The organism is Janthinobacterium sp. FT14W (assembly GCF_009208755.1).
GTDB lineage: Bacteria > Pseudomonadota > Gammaproteobacteria > Burkholderiales > Burkholderiaceae_D > Janthinobacterium > Janthinobacterium violaceinigrum.
In genome coordinates this window covers 120,000-137,556 of sequence record NZ_WFLL01000001.1, presented here as the reverse complement: position 1 = coordinate 137,556, position 17,557 = coordinate 120,000, and the positions used below count along the sequence as shown (strand labels likewise).

General features: G+C 63.4%; 18 protein-coding genes. 7 read left to right on the top strand and 11 right to left on the bottom strand.

What is annotated here, in order from left to right:
• Positions 1-2 precede the first annotated feature (2 nt).
• The gene (leuS, locus tag GCN74_RS00595) at positions 3-2,642 is read right to left on the bottom strand and encodes a leucine--tRNA ligase (protein WP_152254852.1); all 2,640 of its coding nucleotides are present in this window, start codon (positions 2,640-2,642) and stop codon (positions 3-5) included.
• A 132-nt stretch (positions 2,643-2,774) separates the two neighbouring features.
• On the opposite strand from leuS, the gene GCN74_RS00590 reads away from it, so the two are divergent.
• Both GCN74_RS00590 and GCN74_RS00585 read left to right on the top strand, forming a co-directional pair.
• A complete protein-coding gene (locus tag GCN74_RS00590; protein WP_226938797.1) occupies positions 2,775-3,563 on the top strand; it encodes a helix-turn-helix domain-containing protein in 789 nt (262 codons plus the stop codon).
• 79 nt (positions 3,564-3,642) lie between these two features.
• A complete protein-coding gene (locus GCN74_RS00585; RefSeq protein WP_152254851.1) occupies positions 3,643-4,008 on the top strand; it encodes a VOC family protein in 366 nt (121 codons plus the stop codon).
• 6 nt (positions 4,009-4,014) lie between these two features.
• Here the strand turns inward: GCN74_RS00585 and GCN74_RS00580 are convergent, their stop codons facing one another.
• Positions 4,015-4,911, bottom strand: coding sequence for a LysR substrate-binding domain-containing protein (locus GCN74_RS00580; RefSeq protein ID WP_152254850.1), 897 nt, complete (start codon positions 4,909-4,911; stop codon positions 4,015-4,017).
• Between the two features lie 160 nt (positions 4,912-5,071).
• Between GCN74_RS00580 and GCN74_RS00575 the strand changes: the two genes are divergently transcribed.
• Both GCN74_RS00575 and GCN74_RS00570 read left to right on the top strand, forming a co-directional pair.
• Positions 5,072-6,250 (top strand): acyl-CoA dehydrogenase, encoded by a 1,179-nt coding sequence (locus tag GCN74_RS00575; protein WP_152254849.1) that lies wholly within the window; start codon positions 5,072-5,074, stop codon positions 6,248-6,250.
• Positions 6,250-7,509: a CaiB/BaiF CoA transferase family protein gene (locus tag GCN74_RS00570; RefSeq protein ID WP_152254848.1), complete on the top strand. Its 1,260-nt coding sequence runs from the start codon at positions 6,250-6,252 to the stop codon at positions 7,507-7,509. The genes GCN74_RS00575 and GCN74_RS00570 overlap by 1 nt, the downstream gene beginning before the upstream one ends.
• Positions 7,510-7,561: 52 nt before the next feature.
• On the opposite strand, the gene GCN74_RS00565 is transcribed toward GCN74_RS00570, so the two are convergent.
• Genes GCN74_RS00565 through GCN74_RS00555 form a run of 3 tightly spaced genes read right to left on the bottom strand, consistent with a single transcriptional unit; the run spans position 7,562 to position 9,361 of the window.
• Positions 7,562-7,888: a barstar family protein gene (locus GCN74_RS00565; protein ID WP_152254847.1), complete on the bottom strand. Its 327-nt coding sequence runs from the start codon at positions 7,886-7,888 to the stop codon at positions 7,562-7,564.
• 8 nt (positions 7,889-7,896) lie between these two features.
• Positions 7,897-8,706: a 4-hydroxy-tetrahydrodipicolinate reductase gene (gene dapB, locus GCN74_RS00560; RefSeq protein WP_152254846.1), complete on the bottom strand. Its 810-nt coding sequence runs from the start codon at positions 8,704-8,706 to the stop codon at positions 7,897-7,899.
• Positions 8,707-8,725: 19 nt separating this feature from the next.
• Positions 8,726-9,361 (bottom strand): outer membrane protein assembly factor BamE, encoded by a 636-nt coding sequence (locus GCN74_RS00555; protein ID WP_226938820.1) that lies wholly within the window; start codon positions 9,359-9,361, stop codon positions 8,726-8,728.
• Between the two features lie 195 nt (positions 9,362-9,556).
• On the opposite strand from GCN74_RS00555, the gene fur reads away from it, so the two are divergent.
• Positions 9,557-9,988 (top strand): ferric iron uptake transcriptional regulator, encoded by a 432-nt coding sequence (gene fur, locus GCN74_RS00550; RefSeq protein ID WP_099761922.1) that lies wholly within the window; start codon positions 9,557-9,559, stop codon positions 9,986-9,988.
• Between the two features lie 48 nt (positions 9,989-10,036).
• Here the strand turns inward: fur and hrcA are convergent, their stop codons facing one another.
• Both hrcA and GCN74_RS00540 read right to left on the bottom strand, forming a co-directional pair.
• Entirely contained in the window at positions 10,037-11,053 is a 1,017-nt protein-coding gene (gene hrcA / locus GCN74_RS00545) for a heat-inducible transcriptional repressor HrcA (RefSeq protein ID WP_152254845.1), read from the bottom strand.
• A 116-nt stretch (positions 11,054-11,169) separates the two neighbouring features.
• Complete coding sequence (locus GCN74_RS00540) at positions 11,170-11,895, bottom strand: HAD family hydrolase (RefSeq protein ID WP_193316917.1); 726 nt, start codon at positions 11,893-11,895, stop codon at positions 11,170-11,172.
• A 244-nt stretch (positions 11,896-12,139) separates the two neighbouring features.
• Between GCN74_RS00540 and GCN74_RS00535 the strand changes: the two genes are divergently transcribed.
• Both GCN74_RS00535 and GCN74_RS00530 read left to right on the top strand, forming a co-directional pair.
• The gene (locus tag GCN74_RS00535; RefSeq protein WP_152254844.1) at positions 12,140-12,745 is read left to right on the top strand and encodes a hypothetical protein; all 606 of its coding nucleotides are present in this window, start codon (positions 12,140-12,142) and stop codon (positions 12,743-12,745) included.
• A 41-nt stretch (positions 12,746-12,786) separates the two neighbouring features.
• Positions 12,787-13,371 carry a hypothetical protein gene (locus GCN74_RS00530; RefSeq protein WP_152254843.1) on the top strand — a complete coding sequence of 195 codons (585 nt, stop codon included), beginning with the start codon at positions 12,787-12,789 and terminating at the stop codon, positions 13,369-13,371.
• Positions 13,372-13,558: 187 nt separating this feature from the next.
• Here GCN74_RS00530 and mmsB read toward each other — a convergent pair whose 3' ends face one another.
• Genes mmsB through GCN74_RS00510 form a run of 4 tightly spaced genes read right to left on the bottom strand, consistent with a single transcriptional unit; the run spans position 13,559 to position 17,552 of the window.
• On the bottom strand, positions 13,559-14,500 hold the full coding sequence (gene mmsB, locus GCN74_RS00525) for a 3-hydroxyisobutyrate dehydrogenase (RefSeq protein WP_226938819.1): 942 nt from the start codon (positions 14,498-14,500) through the stop codon (positions 13,559-13,561).
• Entirely contained in the window at positions 14,487-15,617 is a 1,131-nt protein-coding gene (locus GCN74_RS00520) for an enoyl-CoA hydratase/isomerase family protein (protein ID WP_152254841.1), read from the bottom strand. Before GCN74_RS00520 ends, mmsB begins: the two co-directional genes overlap by 14 nt.
• On the bottom strand, positions 15,610-16,395 hold the full coding sequence (locus tag GCN74_RS00515; RefSeq protein ID WP_152254840.1) for an enoyl-CoA hydratase: 786 nt from the start codon (positions 16,393-16,395) through the stop codon (positions 15,610-15,612). The genes GCN74_RS00520 and GCN74_RS00515 overlap by 8 nt, the downstream gene beginning before the upstream one ends.
• Positions 16,392-17,552 (bottom strand): acyl-CoA dehydrogenase family protein, encoded by a 1,161-nt coding sequence (locus GCN74_RS00510; RefSeq protein WP_152254839.1) that lies wholly within the window; start codon positions 17,550-17,552, stop codon positions 16,392-16,394. The genes GCN74_RS00515 and GCN74_RS00510 overlap by 4 nt, the downstream gene beginning before the upstream one ends.
• Positions 17,553-17,557: the final 5 nt, after the last annotated feature.

Here is a 17,557-nt window from a genome sequence, read left to right as displayed (position 1 = left end):
GATTACACCACGATGCTGATTAACTTGCCTGGCACGACGATGATCTTCTTCGGCGTGGTCTCGACGTACTTTTGCACACTTTCGCACGCCAGCGCGGCCGCTTCGATGCTGGCCTTGTCCGCATCCTTGGCCACCGTGATCGAGCCGCGCAGCTTGCCGTTCACCTGGATCATCATCTCGATTTCGGACTGTTCCAATGCGGCCGGGTCGACTTGCGGCCACGGCGCGTTGAGCAGGTCGCCATGCACGCCCGCGTAGCCCAGCTCCTGCCACAGCACGTGGGTGATGTGCGGCGCGACAGGGTTGAGCAGGCGCAGGAAGATGGAGAAGCCTTCGGCGATCAGGGCCTTCGACTGCGCGCTGTCGTCCAGCTTGGCCGATTCCAGGGTGTTGAGCATCTTCATGCAGGCCGACACCACGGTGTTGTACTGGATGCGCTTCAAGTCGTAATCGGCTTGTTGCAGCAGCTTGTGCAATTCGCGGCGCAGGTTTTTCTGCGCGTCGCCCGTGGCAGGCGCGGCGCCGCCGGCCAGTGCCGCCAGGATGCCGGCCGACTGCGCGTAGCCGAAGTTCCACACGCGGCGCAGGAAGCGGTTCGCGCCTTCGACGCCGCTGCCCGACCATTCCAGGGTCTGTTCCGGCGGCGAAGCGAACATGGTGAACAGGCGGGCCGTGTCGGCGCCGTACTGCTCGATCTGCGCTTGCGGGTCGATGCCGTTGTTCTTCGACTTCGACATTTTTTCCGTGCCGCCGATTTCCACCGGCTGGCCGTCGGCCACCAGGATGGCGCTTTGCGGTCGGCCCTTGTCGTCGAGCGACAGGCGCACGTCGTCCGGGTTGAACCAGGTGGTCTTGCCCGCCGCATCCTTGCGGAAGTAGGTTTCGTTGAGCACCATGCCTTGCGTCAGCAGGTTCACGAATGGCTCGTCGAACTTGACCAGGCCGAAGTCGCGCATGATCTTGGTCCAGAAGCGCGCGTACAGCAAGTGCATGACGGCGTGTTCGATGCCGCCGATGTACTGGTCCATCGGCATCCAGTAATCGTTGCGCGCGTCGACCATGGCGTCGTTCGAGCCTGGCGAGGTATAGCGCATGTAGTACCACGACGAATCGACGAAGGTATCCATGGTGTCCGTCTCTCGGCGCGCCGGCTTGCCGCACTGCGGGCAGTCGCACTGGAGGAAAGCTTCATATTTGTTCAGCGGATTGCCCGTGCCGTCCGGCACGCAGTCTTCCGGCAGCACCACCGGCAAGTCTTTTTCCGGCACCGGTACCACGCCGCAGTCGGCGCAATGGATCATCGGGATCGGCGTGCCCCAGTAGCGCTGGCGCGAAATGCCCCAGTCGCGCAGGCGGAACGTGGTTTTCTTTTCGCCCAGGCCCAGTCCGGCCAGGTCGGCGGCCACCGCATCGACGGCAGAAGCGAAATGCAGGCCGTCGTATTTGCCGGAAGCGACGCAGACACCGTCCTTGCTGCCATACGATTCCTGCCAGGCATCCGTCGAGAATTCCTGGCCCTTGACTTCGATCACTTGCTTGATCGGCAGGTCGTATTTCTTGGCAAAGCCGAAATCGCGCTCGTCGTGCGCCGGCACGCCCATCACGGCGCCATCGCCGTAGGTGATCAGCACGTAGTTGCCGACCCAGACTTCCACTTGCGCGCCCGTCAGCGGATGGGTAACGAACAGGCCCGTCGGCATGCCCTTCTTCTCCATCGTTGCCATGTCCGCTTCGATCACGGAGCCCAGCTTGCATTCGGCGTTGAAGGCGGCCAGTGCGGGATTCGTCTGCGCGGCGTGGATGGCCAGCGGGTGCTCGGCGGCCACGGCGCAGAAGGTCACGCCCATGACGGTGTCCGGACGCGTGGTAAACACGTACAGCTTGCCGTCGCCGATCAGGCTGCCTTCGGCGTCCGCGATCGTGTGCGGGAAGGCGAAGCGCACGCCCGTCGACTTGCCGATCCAGTTGGTCTGCATGATGCGCACGCGCTCGGGCCAGCCCGGCAGCTTGTCATCCACATACGCCAGCAATTCTTCCGCGTAATCGGTGATGCGCGCGTAGTACATGGGGATTTCGCGCTTTTCGATCAGCGCGCCCGAACGCCAGCCTTTGCCGTCGACCACTTGTTCGTTGGCCAGCACGGTCTGGTCGATCGGGTCCCAGTTCACGGTACCCGTCTTCTTGTAGATGATGCCTTTTTCCAGCATTTTGAGGAACATCCACTGGTTCCATTTGTAGTATTCGGGCTTGCAGGCGGTCATTTCGCGCGACCAGTCGATGGCCAGGCCCATCGATTCCATCTGCTGCTTCATGTGGGCGATGTTCGAATACGTCCATTGCGCGGGCGGCACGTTGTTGGCCATGGCCGCATTTTCCGCCGGCATGCCGAACGCATCCCAGCCCATCGGCATGAGCACGTTGTAGCCGTTCATGCGCAGGTAGCGGTACATCACGTCATTGATCGTATAGTTGCGCACGTGCCCCATGTGCAGCTTGCCCGAAGGGTAAGGTAGCATCGAGCAAGCAAAATACTTGCCTTTAGGGAAACGCGGGTCGTGTTCGACGGCTTTATAGGCGTCGATCGCCTTCCAGTGCGATTGGGCGGCTTGTTCGACGTCGGCGGGACTATATTTATCTTGCATGATGTGCGGCCAATAGTGGATATGAACCGAGCATTATACTGGTTGTCGCCACCCGATAGCGCGGCGCGCTGGCCGGCCCGGGCTGGCATATTTTTGCCGGTGTCCAATTATGCTGTGTCATATGTCACAATCTTGTTCTTTGCATCAACCCCAGCCATGATCGTCTACCAGGAGTATCCGCCCATCCCCGCCCTGCGGCCCTGGCTGGACTGCGTCTGGACGTGCCGCGTGCAAACGGGCGCCACGCCCCTCACGCACCAGGTCTTGCCCGACAATTGCATCGACATCCTGTGCCAGGACCAGCACGATGCCAGCTTTGCCGTCGGCATGATGACGGCGCCGATTGCCGTCGTCAGCCAGGGCCTCGTGCAGACGGTGGCGGCCCGCTTCAAACCGGGCGCGGCGGCGCGCTTCTTCCGGCTGCCCTTGTGCGAACTCAACGATGGCCGCGCGGGATTGCAGCAGCTGTGGGGCCGCGACCTGGCGGCACGCCTGGACGATGCGCTGTGGAGCGATCCCCTAAGCAATATGCAACGCATTGCCATTTTGCAAGATTATCTGCTGCTGCGCCTGCGCGCCGGGCCGCCCCTGGCGCCGGCTGGCGTGGCCATACACGCCATCGCGGCCATCGAAGGCGCGCAAGGCCTGGTACGCGTGGAGGGCCTGGCACGGCAGCTGGGCGTGTCGCGCCAGCACCTGGCGCAGCAATTTCGCCAGCAAGTCGGCATCAGCCCCAAGCTGTTTGCCCGCATCTGCCGCTTCCGTGCCGCCAGCCTGGGCGTGAAAGGCCTGGCGGCACAGCCGGACTGGGCGCAGGTGGCCCTGAAATATGGCTATTTCGATCAGTCGCACCTGATCCACGACTTCCAGGATTTCGCCCACAGCTCGCCCGAGGCATGGCTGGCGGGCCGGCGCGCGTGACCACCTTCCATTTTTCCAATCGCGCGCCGCGCGCCGGTGGCATGATGGCGTCAGGCATTTCAACCAACAGGAGCAGAACATGATCAAGGGCTTGCGCACCGTCACCTATCCCGTCCCCGACCTGGACCAGGCCAAGGCCTGGTACAGCCAGGTATTTGGCACGGCGCCGTATTTCGACCAGCCGTTTTATGTGGGGTTTGCCATCGGCGGCTTCGAGCTGGGCTTGCTGCCGGGCGGCGAGCCGGGCACGCAGGGCAGCGTGACGTACTGGGGCGTGGAAGGCATCGAACAGGAAGTCGAGCGCATCATCAAGCTGGGCGGCACCCTGCACCACCCGATCACGGACGTGGGCGACGGCATCCGCACGGTGGAATTGCTCGACCCGTTCGGCAACCAGATCGGCCTCATCGACAATCCCCATTTCGATACGGCCAAGGTGGTTTGATTCGCCTCAGGCGGCTTCGCCCTGCAGCCACAGCCGGAATTGTTGCAAGGCCGTTTTTTCATGCGCCGCTTCCGGCGTAATCAGGTAATACGCCCGCTGCCCCCGCAGTGGGCGCTCGCACACGATGCGCAGCTCGCCGCGCGCCAGTTCCGCCTCCACCAGCATGCGCGGCAGCAAGACCACGCCCTGGCCCTGCACGGCGGCCATCGCCAGCATGGAAAACAATTCATAGCGGGCGCCATAACGGGCCAGCGCGCCGTCAACCTGCATGGCGTCAAACCACTGGCGCCAGGCGCCCGGGCGCGTACTTTGCTGCAGCAGGGTCAGTTCCAACAAGTCCTGCGGCTGCCAATGGCTGCGCGCCGCCAGCAGGCGCGGGCTGGCGACGGGCACGATGTCTTCATGCATGAGCAAGGTGGCGCGCGTGCCGGGCCAGCGCGCCAGTTGCTCGGGCGTGCCCGCGTACAGGGCGCCGTCGTATTCCGTATCGGCAAACATGAACGGTTTCGTGTAGGCATCGATATGCACGACGATGTCCGGGTGCTGCCCCGCCAGCGAGGACAGCCGCGGCATCAGCCAGCGCGTGGCAAACGTGGGCACGGAAGCGAGCTGCAAGGCGCCGCCACCGCCCTGGCGCGCCATGGTGTCGAGCGTGTCGCGTTCCAGGCCATCGAGGCGCGCCGCGATCTGCCGCGCATAGGCGGCGCCGGCGCTGGTCAGCAGCACGCCATGGCGCGTGCGCTGGAACAGTTGCACGCCGAGAAAACTCTCCAACGATGAAATCTGCCGCGACACGGCGCTTTGCGTCAGCGACAGTTCGCGCGCCGCGTGCGTGTAGCTCTGGTGGCGCGCGGCCGCCTCAAAGCAATTCAAAGCTTGCAGCATGGGAATTTTGCGTGACATGGAGGTAAGCGGCCGGTGAAAGAGCACCAGTATGCCGCAAGATATGCATGATACGCATGTCTGGGTGCAAAAAAATCGTTTGCGCAAGGCTAGGCAAAAACCTACCATGAGCCATATTCAATCTTGCGCCGATCACCGGCGCTCACCTGCGAGGCCTGTGATGAGCAAAACCGTATTCGACTGGAATTCCCCCCTGCTGCTGGAAGAACAACTGACGGGCGACGAACGCGCCGTGCTGGAAGCGGCCCGCGATTATTGCCAGGGCAGCCTGGTACCGCGCGTGCTCGAATCGTTCCGCCATGGCCGCACGGACGCCGCCATCTTCCGCGAAATGGGTGAACTGGGCTTGTTGGGCACGACCATTCCGGAACAGTACGGCGGCGCCGGCCTGAACTACGTCTGCTACGGCCTGGCCGCGCGCGAAGTCGAGCGCGTCGATTCGGGCTACCGCTCGATGATGAGCGTGCAATCGTCCTTGGTGATGGTACCGATCAACGCCTTCGGCAACGAAGAAACCAAACAGAAGTACCTGCCGAAACTGGCCACGGGCGAATACATCGGCTGCTTCGGCCTGACGGAACCGAACCACGGCTCCGATCCCGGCAGCATGGTCACGCGCGCGCGCAAGGTAGCGGGCGGCTACAGTATCTCCGGCGCCAAGATGTGGATCACCAACAGCCCGATTGCCGACGTGTTCGTTGTCTGGGCCAAGGACGATGAAGGCGCGATCCGTGGCTTCGTGCTGGAAAAAGGCTGGAAAGGCCTGTCCGCGCCGGAAATCCACGGCAAGGTGGGCTTGCGCACCAGCATCACCGGCGAAATCGTCATGGATGAAGTGTTTTGCCCTGAAGAAAATGCTTTCCCCGACGTGCGCGGCCTGAAAGGCCCGTTCACCTGCCTGAACAGCGCCCGCTACGGCATCGCCTGGGGCGCGCTGGGCGCGGCCGAAGACTGCTACCTGAAGGCACGCCAGTACACGATGGACCGCCAGCAATTCGGCCGTCCGCTGGCCGCCAACCAGCTGGTGCAAAAGAAACTGGCCGACATGCTGACGGAAATCACCATGGGCTTGCAAGGCTGCTTGCGCCTGGGCCGCATGAAGGATGAGGGCTCGCCCGCCGTGGAAATCACTTCCATCATGAAACGCAACAGCTGCGGCAAGGCGCTGGACATCGCCCGCATGGCGCGCGACATGATGGGCGGCAACGGCATTTCCGACGAGTTCGGCGTGATCCGCCACCTGGTCAACCTGGAAGTGGTCAACACCTACGAAGGCACGCACGACGTGCACGCGCTGATCATCGGCCGCGCCATCACCGGCATCGCCGCCTTCAACTAATGGATGCCCTGGCTTCCACCTTCGCCTCCACCCTGCGGCCCGCGCCGCTGACCGGCTTGCGCGTGCTGGACCTGTCGCGCGTGCTGGCCGGCCCGTGGGCCGGGCAAATGCTGGCCGACCTGGGCGCCGACGTGGTCAAGGTTGAACAACCGGGACGCGGCGACGACACGCGCTCCTGGGGCCCGCCCTACCTGAAGGATGAAGACGGCCGCGATACCGCCGAGGCCGCCTACTTCCAGTGCGCCAACCGCAACAAGCGCTCCTTGTGCATCGACCTGGCCGCCCCGGAAGGGCAAGCGCTGGTGCGCCAGCTGGCCGCCGAGGCGGACGTGCTGCTGGAAAATTTCAAACTGGGCGGCTTGAAGCAATACGGCCTGGACGCGGCCAGCTTGCTGGCGCTCAATCCGCGCCTCGTCTACTGCTCCATCACGGGCTTTGGCCAGGACGGGCCGTACGCGGCGCGCGCCGGCTATGACTTTTTGATCCAGGGCATGGGCGGCTTGATGAGCATCACGGGCGTGCCCGATGGCCAGCCTGGCGCCGGGCCGCAAAAGGTGGGCGTGGCGCAGACGGACATCCTGACGGGCCTGTATGCCACCATCGCCGTGCAGGCGGCGCTGGCCGAACGCGAGCGCTCGGGCCTGGGCCAGCATATCGACCTGGCCCTGCTCGACGTGCAAGTGGCGGCGCTGGGCAACCAGGCAGCCAATTACTTGTGCGGGGGAAAAGTGCCCCAGCGCATGGGCAATGCGCATCCGAACATTGTTCCATATCAAGACTTCCCCACGGCCGATGGCGACATGATTCTGGCGATTGGCAATGACGGGCAATTCTCGCGCTTTTGCGCCATCGCCGGCCACCCGGAATGGGCACAGGACGAGCGTTTCGCCACCAATCCGCAGCGCGTGGCGCACCGGGCGATCCTGATTCCCCTGATGCGCCAGACCACGGTCATGCGCACGACGGCCGAGTGGATCAGCGCCTTCGAGGCGCAAGCCGTGCCATGCGGCCCCGTCAACCGCATCGACCAGGTCTTTGCCGACCCGCAAGTGGTGGCGCGTGGCTTGAAAGTGGAAATGCCGCATCCGACGGCGGGCACGGTGGCGCTGGTGGCCAATCCCGTGCGCCTGTCCGGCTCGCCGGTGCAGTACCGCTTGCCGCCGCCGTTGCTGGGGCAGCATACGGACGAGGTGTTGCAGCAATGGCTGGGCCTCGATGCCGGCCAGATCGACGGTTTGCGCGAACGCAAGGTCGTCTAAAGAAAAACGCCGGGCAGTGGCAACACTGTCCGGCGTTTTTATGTTGTCAGCGTTACTTCAGCGTCAATTTCAGCGCCGGCTTTTCGCCATAGTCTTCATAGCGCTCATTGATGCCGGCGATGCAGAACGTGATTTCTTCCAGTAAATCAGGCACTTGCGCCTTCATTGCCTCCGCGTCTTGCACCACGATATCCAGCACTTCGTTCGGTTTCAAGCGGAATTTGCTCATGCCGTCCTCGTCGCGCAGGTAGCTGAGGCAATCGACCCAGGCATCCATGCTGTTGCCGTAGAACTCGGGGAAACCGAAGGCTTGCGCGCATTGCGCGTGGAAGCTCGCTTCGTCGGTGATGTCTTTTCCATTCAGGATGGCAGTGGCCATGGTGTTCCTCAGTTCTTCAGCGACAGCACATCCTGCATGTCGAACAGGCCCGTCGGCTTGTCCGCCAGGAAACGCGCGGCGCGCAGGGCGCCGTGCGCGTAGGTGACGCGGCTGCTCGACTTGTGGCTGATCTCGATGCGCTCGCCGATGCCGGCAAACAGCACCGTATGGTCGCCCACGATATCGCCGCCGCGGATGGTGGCAAAGCCGATGGTCGACGGATCGCGTTCGCCCGTCACGCCTTCGCGGCCGTACACGGCGCACTCCTTCAGGTCGCGCCCCAGGGCGCCGGCCACCACTTCGCCCATTTGCAGGGCGGTGCCCGATGGCGCATCGACCTTGAAGCGGTGATGCGCTTCGACGATTTCAATGTCGTAGCCTTCGGACAGGCTTTTCGCGGCCAGTTCCAGCAATTTCATGGTGACATTCACGCCCACGCTCATGTTCGGTGCGAACATGATGGCCGTCTTTTCGGCGGCGGCGGCAATGGCGGCCTTGCCCGCGTCATCGAAACCGGTGGTGCCGATGATCATCTTGATGCCGTGTTCGGCGCAATACGCCAGGTGCTGCAAAGTGCCTTCGGGACGCGTGAAGTCGATCAGGAAATCGGCGTTCGCCAGGCCCGTGGCCAGGCTTGATTCGATCAGCACGCCGGCAGGCTTGCCCAGGAAGGCGGCCGCATCCTGGCCGACGGAAGGCGAACCTGCGCGGTCGAGCGCGCCGGCCAGCACGGCGTCGGGCGCATTGCTGACCGCTTCGATCAGGATATGGCCCATGCGGCCGCTGGCGCCAGCGATGGCGATTTTCAGTTCAGTCATTTTATTCTCTTACAGCAACTTATTTGGTGGGTTCGGCAGCGGGTGCAGGCTCGGCGGCAGGTGCCGTGGCCGGTGCGGGGGCCACGTCAGGCTTGCTCACCGGAATGGCGGGAGCCGCATCGGCCGGCACGGGCACGGCGCTCGGCGCCACGGGCGATGGTACGGCAGCGGCCGGCACGTCAGCCTTGGCGACCTTGGCGAACGGCGACGGACCGGCGATACGGTCGATGTATTCTTTCTCCGTCGGCAAGTTGCCGCCTTCGAAACGTTCAACCTTGCCATCCTTGCCAAAGTACACGACCACGCGGCTGCTGGTGGTTTCGCCACTGCCCCGGGCCAGGCGGAATGGATAATCCCAGCGGTCGGCATGGAAGATATCGGTCAGCAGCGAGGTGCCCAGGACGAAACGCACCTGGTCGCGCGTCATGCCCACTTTCAACTGGGCCAGCATCTCTTCGGAGACAAAGTTGCCTTGTTGAATGTCTGGACGATACGGCGAGAAAAACCACATGAATTTTTGCAGCGGCGTAATGGTGGTCGTCTGGGCGCCCTGTTCCGGAACCAGTTCCTTGCCTTCTTTTTGGCTGGCGGCCGGCTTTTCGCCAAGGATGCCACGGCTGGCGCAGCCGGACATGGCCAGCGCGACACAGACCATGCCTGCCACGACGGGTGCTCGAAATGAAATACGGTGCCGGAGAGATGGCAATACAGCCGGTGTTACGCGCATAAATGACCTCAATTTGATGAACAAAACGCCAGGAGTGGCCGGCCTGCCAAAAAATGCATATTTTGGCACTCCCCGCTAAAACGCTATATGATAAAGCACCTGACCCACATACGAGCAACAAACATGAGTAACAATCCTAGTGATCTCAAGGCAAGCGGCCTGAAAGCCACCCTGCCACGGCTGAAGATACTCGATATCTTCCAGAGTAGCCCGGTACGCCACCTGACCGCGGAAGACGTCTACAAGATTCTGCTGGCCGACAATATGGATGTCGGTTTAGCAACTGTGTACCGCGTCCTCACGCAATTCGAACAAGCTGGCTTGCTCAATCGCAACCATTTTGAAACCGGCAAGGCGATTTTCGAACTCAACGAAGGCTCCCACCATGATCACCTGGTGTGCCTCGATTGTGGCCGGGTCGAAGAATTCTTCGACGAAGAGATCGAAATCCGCCAGCAAAAAGTGGCCGAAGAGCGCGGCTTCAAGATCGCCGAACACGCTTTGGCCATCTACGGCAACTGCATCAAGACAGCTTGCCCGCACAAAACAGCCTGACCACAGCTGGCCGTTCCCATGGGGCGGCCAGCGCGCCAGGCAGTACGATCAATGATGGCTCAGTGCGCTTGACAGCAGCTTGGCCGTGATATCGACAATCGGGATGACGCGCTCGTAAGCCATGCGCGTCGGTCCGATCACTCCCAACGTTCCCACGATCTTGCCGTTGACTTCATACGGCGCCGTCACCACGCTCATCTCATCCATCGGCACCAGGTTCGATTCGCCGCCGATGAAAATCTGCACGCCCGTCGCCTTGCTCGATACGTCGAGCAGCTGCATCAAGCCCGTCTTTTGCTCGAACATGTCGAACATCTGGCGCAGCGAATGCATATTCGATGACAGATCGCTCACGCTGAGCAAGTTGCGCTCGCCGGAAATCACCATGTCGTCGCTGTGGTCGGCCATCGCTTCGCTGCCCGCTTCCACGGCCGCCTGCATCAGGCTGCCCATGTCGTCGCGCAGCTGGCGCAATTCGCCCTGCAGGCGCACGCGTACGGCGTCGAATGACAGGCCGCCATAATTCTGGTTGATATAGTTGGCCGATTGCACCAGTTGCGCCGGCGTATAGTCGGCCTCCGTCAGCAACAAGCGGTTTTGCACGTCGCCGCCGGGTGCAACGATGACGAGCAGGATGCGTTTTTCCGACAGGCGCAGGAACTCGATTTGCTGGAACACGGATTCGCGGCGCGGGCTGAGCACGACGCCGGCAAACTGCGACAGCGACGACAGCATCTGCGCCGCGTTGGCGATGGTCTTTTGCGGCTGCGGTGTCTGCAGGCGCATGCGCGGCTCCACCAGATGCTCGTCCAGATGCCGCACGGTCAGCAAGGTGTCGACAAAGATGCGGTAGCCGCGCGGCGTGGGGATGCGCCCGGCCGAGGTGTGCGGACTGGACACATAGCCGAGCTCTTCCAGATCAGCCATGATGTTGCGGATCGTGGCCGGCGACAGGTCGAGGCCGGAAATTTTCGACAAGGCGCGCGAACCGACCGGCAGGCCGTCGGCGATATATCGCTCGACCAGGGCTTTCAGCAGTGTTTGGGCACGTGTATCGAGTTGCATGGTGTTTTATTTAAGCAAGTATTCTTAAGCGAGTATTCTGTTAGGCAAGCGGCAGCGAAAGCGGCCGAACGTGCATCAACAGCGCCTATTATGCACGTTCGCCCGTTCCGCGGCGATCAATCTTCCAGTTGCTGCTGCAGCCACAGCAGCAAGTCGTCAAAGTTGGCGCAGATGGCGTCGGGCTGCACGCCGGCGGCCAGGTGGGCGTCGCTGCCCTTGCGGTTCATCCAGACGGCACGCATGCCCGCCCCTTGCGCTCCCGTCACGTCGAAATACAGGTCGTCGCCCACATACACGGCTTCATGGGGCGCCACGTCCAGCGCCGCGCAGGCGGCCAGGAAAATGCTGGCATCGGGCTTGGCCACGCCAAACTCGCTGGCGGCGATCGATACCTTGAAATGCTGCGCCAGGCCGATAATTTCAAGGTCCGCATTGCCATTCGAGATGGAGCCGACCAGCATGCGCTGCCGCATCCAGGCCAGGCCGGGCAACACGTCGTCGTACGGCCGGACGCGGTTGCGCGCGGCCAGGAACTGCGCGATGGCGCCATCGACGAGGGCGGGATCTTCGCCGGCCGCCTCGAAGGCGGACAACAGGCCGGCCCGGCGCAACTCGATCAGGTTGCCATGGAAATGCGGTTGTTCGTTGAGCATGGCCAGGCGGTGCTGGCGCAGCACCTCGATGGAAAACTGCTGCGCCACCTTGGGCGCATGCGTGGCCAGCCAGTCATGCAGCAGCGTTTCGGCGGCGGCAATCACTGGCGCGATGGGCCACAGCGTATCGTCGAGGTCGAACAGGATGGCCTTGGGCGGCACGGCGGGTTTTGCAGGGACTAGGGACATGGGACTCACGGTGAATGCCGCGCCACGGTGCGCAGCCTGCATCTATTGTCGCACCGATCGCCGCCGCCGGCATGGCTGCGCCCCCGTGAAATGGGGCCGGGCCAGCGCTTCCCGGAGAAAAATTGTTACAGGGTGATACAAGGCAAGATCATCGAGCTTGCCAGATAGACTAAAATAGGCGCCATTCCAATGCGGCGCCAGCGTCCGTGTTGCGCTACCCAACCTAATTCGTTTTGGAGAATGTATGAAAAATTTGTACCTGCGCTCGATGCTGGCGGCGGCTTGCGCCGCCACACTGGCAGCCTGCGGCGGCAGCGGCGGCAACCTGTATCTGCAAGGCGCAGTCACCGGCCTGGCCAAAGATGGCCTGATTCTCCTGAATAACGGGGAAAGCCTGCCGGTTCCTGCGGGCCAGAGCAGCTTTGTTTTCACCAAGCTGGTCAATACCGATGACCGCTACGACATCACCATCGCGCAGCAGCCCAAGGGCGCCGTCTGCAGTATCGCCAATGGCGCGGGCAAGGCATCGAGCTACTCCGTGACCACGGCCGTGGTCACCTGCAAGACCAATACCTACCCGCTGAGCGGCACCATCACGGGCCTGACCGCCGACGGCCTGACCCTGACGATCGGCAATCTCAGCACCAGCCCGCTGAATGGCAGCACCGCCTATACCTTCCCGGCCATCAATGACGGCATCGCCTACAATATTTCCATATTGACGTATCCAGCTGGCCAGACGTGCAAATTTGCGGCCTCCGCCAACACCAGCGCCGACGGCCGCGTTGTCAACGGCACCATGGGCTCAGCCGCCACGACCGGCACCGCACTGAATTGCACGGCGCTGTAAGCCGCGCGATTCGCCACCACTATATTGCATTGGAGAAATACATGAAGTTATCCTGCCTGCGCCCGCTGACCGCGCTGCTGCTGACCCTGGGACTGGCCGCTTGCGGCGGCAAGGCCTCGTATGAAGTCGGCGGCACCGTCAACAACTTGAACACCAACGGCCTGATCCTGGCCAACGGCGGCGTCAACCTCCCGATTGCATCCGGCCAGACCAAGTTTGCCTTTGCCCAACGCATCGACTATGGCACCGAGTATGACATCACCGTGCAACAACAGCCCGCCCACATGAATTGCGGCGTCAGTGGCGGTTCCGGTACGGCAGGCCGCTACCTGAGCATCCAGGCAGCGGTCACGTGCACGCAAAATACCTATACGGTAGGCGGCACGGTGACGGGCCTGACAGCCGACGGCCTGGTCCTGATCAACGGTACGGCGCAAACCACGATCGCCAAGGACAGCACGACCTTCACCCTGGGGACGCGTGTTGCCGATGGCGACAAATATGGCATCAGCGTGTTTACCCAGCCGACCGGCCTGAAATGCGGCGTGGTGGAGAACACCGGCGGTATCGGCGTCATGGGCGAAGCGAATGTAACGACCGTGCAGATCACCTGCGGTCCGGCCTGATGCGGCGGCACTGGCAGCCGTTTTGCGGCTGCCAGCATGAGATATCACGAAAATCTATATTTGATATTCGAAAGATAAATTGGAGTTATATGTGGCGATGCAGCATAATGCATCTGTCTCCTCCAACTCTTCCAAGAATTGGATTTAGCCCGCTTTCACCAGCGGGCTTTTTTTTGCCCGGATTTTCTCAGGCGGCAGGCGTCTGCAATCCAGGCTGCAGCATTTGCACGATGCTGGAGAAATCCTGCTGCGCATACCCGGCTTGCGCATGCATCTGGTACAGCTGGCGCACCAGGCCGCCCAATGGCGTGGGCGCGTTCGCCGACAAGGCCGACTGCTGCGCCAGGCCCAGGTCTTTCAGCATCAGTGCCGTGCCGAAGCCGCCCGTGTAGTTGCGCGATGCGGGCGTGCCGTCCATGACGCCGGGCCACGGGTTGTACACTTCCAGGGTCCAGTTGCGGCCCGAACTCTTGGCCATGATGTCGGACAACACTTTCGGGTCCAGGCCATGCGCCACGCCCAGGTTCAGCGCCTCGGCCGTGCCGGCCATCAAGATACCCAGCAGCATGTTGTTGCAAATCTTCGCCACCTGGCCCGCACCCGCCTCGCCCGCATGGAAAATGTTCTTGCCCATCTTTTCCAGCAGGGGCCGCGCCTGTTGCAAGGCTGCTTCGCTACCGCCGACGATGAAGGTCAGCGTGCCGGCGGCCGCACCCGCCGTGCCGCCCGAGACGGGCGCATCGATCATGGCAAAGCCCCGCTCGCCGGCCGCCTGCGCCACCTGGCGCGCCACGTCGGCGGCGATGGTGCTGCAATCGATGAACAGGGCGCCCGGCTTGGCCGAATCGAGCACGCCGCCGGCCGCCAGGTACAGCTCCTGCACGTGCTTGTTGGCTGGCAGCATGGTGATGACGGCATCGGCCGTCTGCACGGCCGCGCTGGCGGACGCGGCCGCCGTGGCGCCCGCCTCGACCAGCGAAGCCACGGCCGCCGGCGCCAGGTCGTACACGGATACGTGGAAGCCGGCGGCCACCAGGTTGCGGGCCATCGGCGCGCCCATGTTGCCCAGGCCGATGAAAGCGATATGTTGCATGTGTATGTCTCCTGTTGTTCTTTTAAGATAAGTCAGCCAAGGGATGCCGTGTCCACGGCGCCGTAAAATACGCGTCCAGATACGCTGCACTGACGTCGGCCAGGCTGGCCGGCTGCCACTGCGGCGCGTTGTCCTTGTCGATCAGCAAGGCGCGCACGCCTTCGCTGAAGTCCCCATGGGCGCAGCATTGCACGGCAACGATCAGTTCCAGCTGGAACACTTGCGCCAGACTCATGTGGCGCGTGCGTTCGCGCATGGCCCATACCAGGGCGGCCGAGCTGGGCGCGCCCTTGTCCAGCGAGTGGGCGGCCTTTTGCAGCCAGGCCGAATCGCCGTCATACGCGGCGATGGCGGCCACCACTTCGGGCAAGGTGGGCGCTTGCGTCAGCGCGGCGATGGCGTCGAAGTTGGCGCGCACTTCGGAGACGGGCAGCATGGACGCCGGCGCCGACAAGCCGCGCAGCAGGCGGCCCAGCTGCTGGTGGTTCGCCTGCGGGCTCGCTTGCCATTGCGCCAGCGCCAGCGCGTCGAGCACCATGGCGCGCTCTTCCTGGCGCAGGAAATAATCGCCCAGGCCTGCAAACAGGGCGTCGGCCGCGTTCAGCGGCGCGCCCGTCAAGCCCAGGAACAGGCCGCTGCGCCCCGGCATGCGGCCCAGGAACCAGCTGCCGCCCACGTCGGGAAACAGGCCAATCGTGATTTCCGGCATGGCGATGCGCGTGCTTTCCGTCACCACACGGTGGCTGGCGCCCGCCATCAGGCCCAGGCCGCCGCCCATGACGATGCCGCCGCCCCACACGAGCAGCGGTTTCGCATACGTATGGATGCGGTGGTCGAGCCGGTATTCCTCGGCAAAGAAAGCCAGCGCCTGCGGGTTGGGCACGACGCCAGGCTGGTCAGCCACGGCCCCGCGCAGGCTGCGCACGTCGCCGCCGGCACAGAATGCCTTGTCCGTCGACGATTGCAGCACCACGCAGGCGATGGCGTCGTCAGCGGCCCAGCGCACGAGGGCGCCATCGATGGCGCGGATCATGTCCAGGGTCAAGGCGTGCAGGGACTTCGGCGCATCGAGCGTGATGATGCCCAGCTTCATGCCGCCGGGACAGTCGCGCTCTTCCAGTTTCACTGTCTCGACATTGACGATTTCAACCATTCTTCCACTCCGCCGGCCGTTTTTCCAGGAAGGCCTGCACGCCTTCTTTCTGGTCTTGCGTATCGAACAGGCCCAGGAACAGGGTGCGTTCATCGGGCAGGGAAGCGACCAGCGGATGGCTGCGCGCGCCCTGGATCAGGGTCTTGCACGCCGTCACGCTGCTGGGGCTTTGACGGGCCACCTTGGCGGCCAGCGCCAGCGCCGTGGCGGCGGCCTTGCCGGTCGGCACGACTTCCTCGACCAGGCCGATGGCCAGGGCCTTGGCCGCATCGACCCGCTCGCCGCACAAGATCATGCGCTTGGCCCAGCCTTCGCCCACCAGCCACGGCAAGTGCTGCGTGCCGCCCGCGCACGGCAGCAAGCCGACGGACGCTTCCGGCAAGGCCATCTGCGCGTGTTCCTCGGCAATGCGGATATCGCAGGCCAGCGCGCATTCGAGCCCGCCGCCCATGGCATAGCCATTGATGGCGGCGATGCTGACGCCGCGAAACGCGGACAGCGCCTCGAACGCCTCGCCAAACGCGGCCGCCATCTTGAAGGCCATGTCCTTGTCGCCGTCGGCAAACACCTTTAAATCGGCGCCGGCCGAGAAGAACTTGGCGCCGCCGCCCGTGATCACCAGCGCATACACGTCCGGGTCCCCATTCAGGTCGGCCACCAGGTCCCTCAGCGCGTTCAGGCTGGCCAGGGTCCACGTGTGGGCGGGCGGGTTGTCGAGGGTCACCAGGGCCGTGTGGCCACGGCGTTCCAGCAGCAGGTTGGTATACACTTTGGTCATCGTAAGGTCTCCGTGGCGCCGTCTTTCAAGATCGCTCGCGCGACGATCAGGCGCATGATTTCATTCGTCCCTTCCAGGATCTGGTGCACGCGCGTATCGCGCACATGGCGCTCGAGCGGGTACTCGCGGATGTAGCCGTAGCCGCCATGCAGCTGCAGCGCATCGTTGGCCACATTGAAGCCCACATCCGTGGCGAAGCGTTTTGCCATGGCGCAATACGCCGTGGCGTCCGGGCTTTCCTGGTCCAGTTTCCAGGCCGCCAGGCGCACCATCTGGCGCGCCGCCACCAGTTCCGTCAGCATGTCGGCCAGCTTGAATTGCAGCGCCTGGAATTGCGCCAACTCGCGGCCGAACTGCGTGCGCTCCTTCATGTAGGCCTGCGCGCGCGTGAGGGCAGCCTGCGCCGTGCCCACCGAGCACACGGCAATATTGATGCGCCCGCCGTCGATTCCCTTCATGGCAATCGCAAACCCTTCGCCTTCCGCGCCCAGCAAGTTAGCAACCGGCACTTTCACCTGGTCGAAGCTGATGATGCGCGTGGGCTGGCTGTTCCAGCCCATCTTTTCTTCTTTCTTGCCATACACGATGCCGGGCAAATTCGCCGGCACGGCAAACGCGGAAATGCCGGCCGCGCCCTCGCCGCCCGTGCGCGCCATGACGATCAGCATGTCCGTCTGGCCCGCGCCGGAGATAAAGGCCTTCGTACCGTCGAGTACGTAAAAGTCACCGTGCCTGACGGCTTTCGTGCGCAGGGACGCCGCATCGGATCCGGACTGCGGCTCCGTCAGGCAATAGCTGGCCAGCTTCTGGCCGGCGGCCAGGGCCGGCACCCACTCGTCGCACAGGGCTTCCTGCCCCCAGCGCGACAGCATCCAGGTGGCCATGTTGTGGATCGTGATGTAGGCCGTGGTCGAGGTGCAGCCGCCCGCCAGCTCTTCGAAAACGATGGCCGCGTCCTGGCGCGACAGGCCCAGGCCGCCCCAGCGCTGCGGCGTGTACAGGCCGCAAAAGCCCATCTCGCCCGCCTTGGCAATCGTTTCCACCGGGAAGATCGATTCCGCGTCCCAATGGGCCGCGTGCGGCGCCAGTTCGCCTTCGGCAAACGCGCGCGCCGCCTGCTGGAACTCGCGCTGCTCGTCGCTCAGTTCAAAGTCCATGGCAG

What these genes read in the sequence shown, in the direction of transcription:
- leuS (WP_152254852.1), bottom strand. Translation starts at nt 2,642, where the DNA reads ATGCAAGATAAATATAGTCCCGCCGACGTCGAACAAGCCGCCCAATCG.
- GCN74_RS00585 (WP_152254851.1), top strand. Translation starts at nt 3,643, where the DNA reads ATGATCAAGGGCTTGCGCACCGTCACCTATCCCGTCCCCGACCTGGAC.
- GCN74_RS00580 (WP_152254850.1), bottom strand. Translation starts at nt 4,911, where the DNA reads ATGTCACGCAAAATTCCCATGCTGCAAGCTTTGAATTGCTTTGAGGCG.
- GCN74_RS00575 (WP_152254849.1), top strand. Translation starts at nt 5,072, where the DNA reads ATGAGCAAAACCGTATTCGACTGGAATTCCCCCCTGCTGCTGGAAGAA.
- GCN74_RS00570 (WP_152254848.1), top strand. Translation starts at nt 6,250, where the DNA reads ATGGATGCCCTGGCTTCCACCTTCGCCTCCACCCTGCGGCCCGCGCCG.
- GCN74_RS00565 (WP_152254847.1), bottom strand. Translation starts at nt 7,888, where the DNA reads ATGGCCACTGCCATCCTGAATGGAAAAGACATCACCGACGAAGCGAGC.
- dapB (WP_152254846.1), bottom strand. Translation starts at nt 8,706, where the DNA reads ATGACTGAACTGAAAATCGCCATCGCTGGCGCCAGCGGCCGCATGGGC.
- GCN74_RS00555 (WP_226938820.1), bottom strand. Translation starts at nt 9,361, where the DNA reads ATGGTCTGTGTCGCGCTGGCCATGTCCGGCTGCGCCAGCCGTGGCATC.
- fur (WP_099761922.1), top strand. Translation starts at nt 9,557, where the DNA reads ATGAGTAACAATCCTAGTGATCTCAAGGCAAGCGGCCTGAAAGCCACC.
- hrcA (WP_152254845.1), bottom strand. Translation starts at nt 11,053, where the DNA reads ATGCAACTCGATACACGTGCCCAAACACTGCTGAAAGCCCTGGTCGAG.
- GCN74_RS00540 (WP_193316917.1), bottom strand. Translation starts at nt 11,895, where the DNA reads ATGTCCCTAGTCCCTGCAAAACCCGCCGTGCCGCCCAAGGCCATCCTG.
- GCN74_RS00535 (WP_152254844.1), top strand. Translation starts at nt 12,140, where the DNA reads ATGAAAAATTTGTACCTGCGCTCGATGCTGGCGGCGGCTTGCGCCGCC.
- GCN74_RS00530 (WP_152254843.1), top strand. Translation starts at nt 12,787, where the DNA reads ATGAAGTTATCCTGCCTGCGCCCGCTGACCGCGCTGCTGCTGACCCTG.
- GCN74_RS00520 (WP_152254841.1), bottom strand. Translation starts at nt 15,617, where the DNA reads ATGGTTGAAATCGTCAATGTCGAGACAGTGAAACTGGAAGAGCGCGAC.
- GCN74_RS00515 (WP_152254840.1), bottom strand. Translation starts at nt 16,395, where the DNA reads ATGACCAAAGTGTATACCAACCTGCTGCTGGAACGCCGTGGCCACACG.
- GCN74_RS00510 (WP_152254839.1), bottom strand. Translation starts at nt 17,552, where the DNA reads ATGGACTTTGAACTGAGCGACGAGCAGCGCGAGTTCCAGCAGGCGGCG.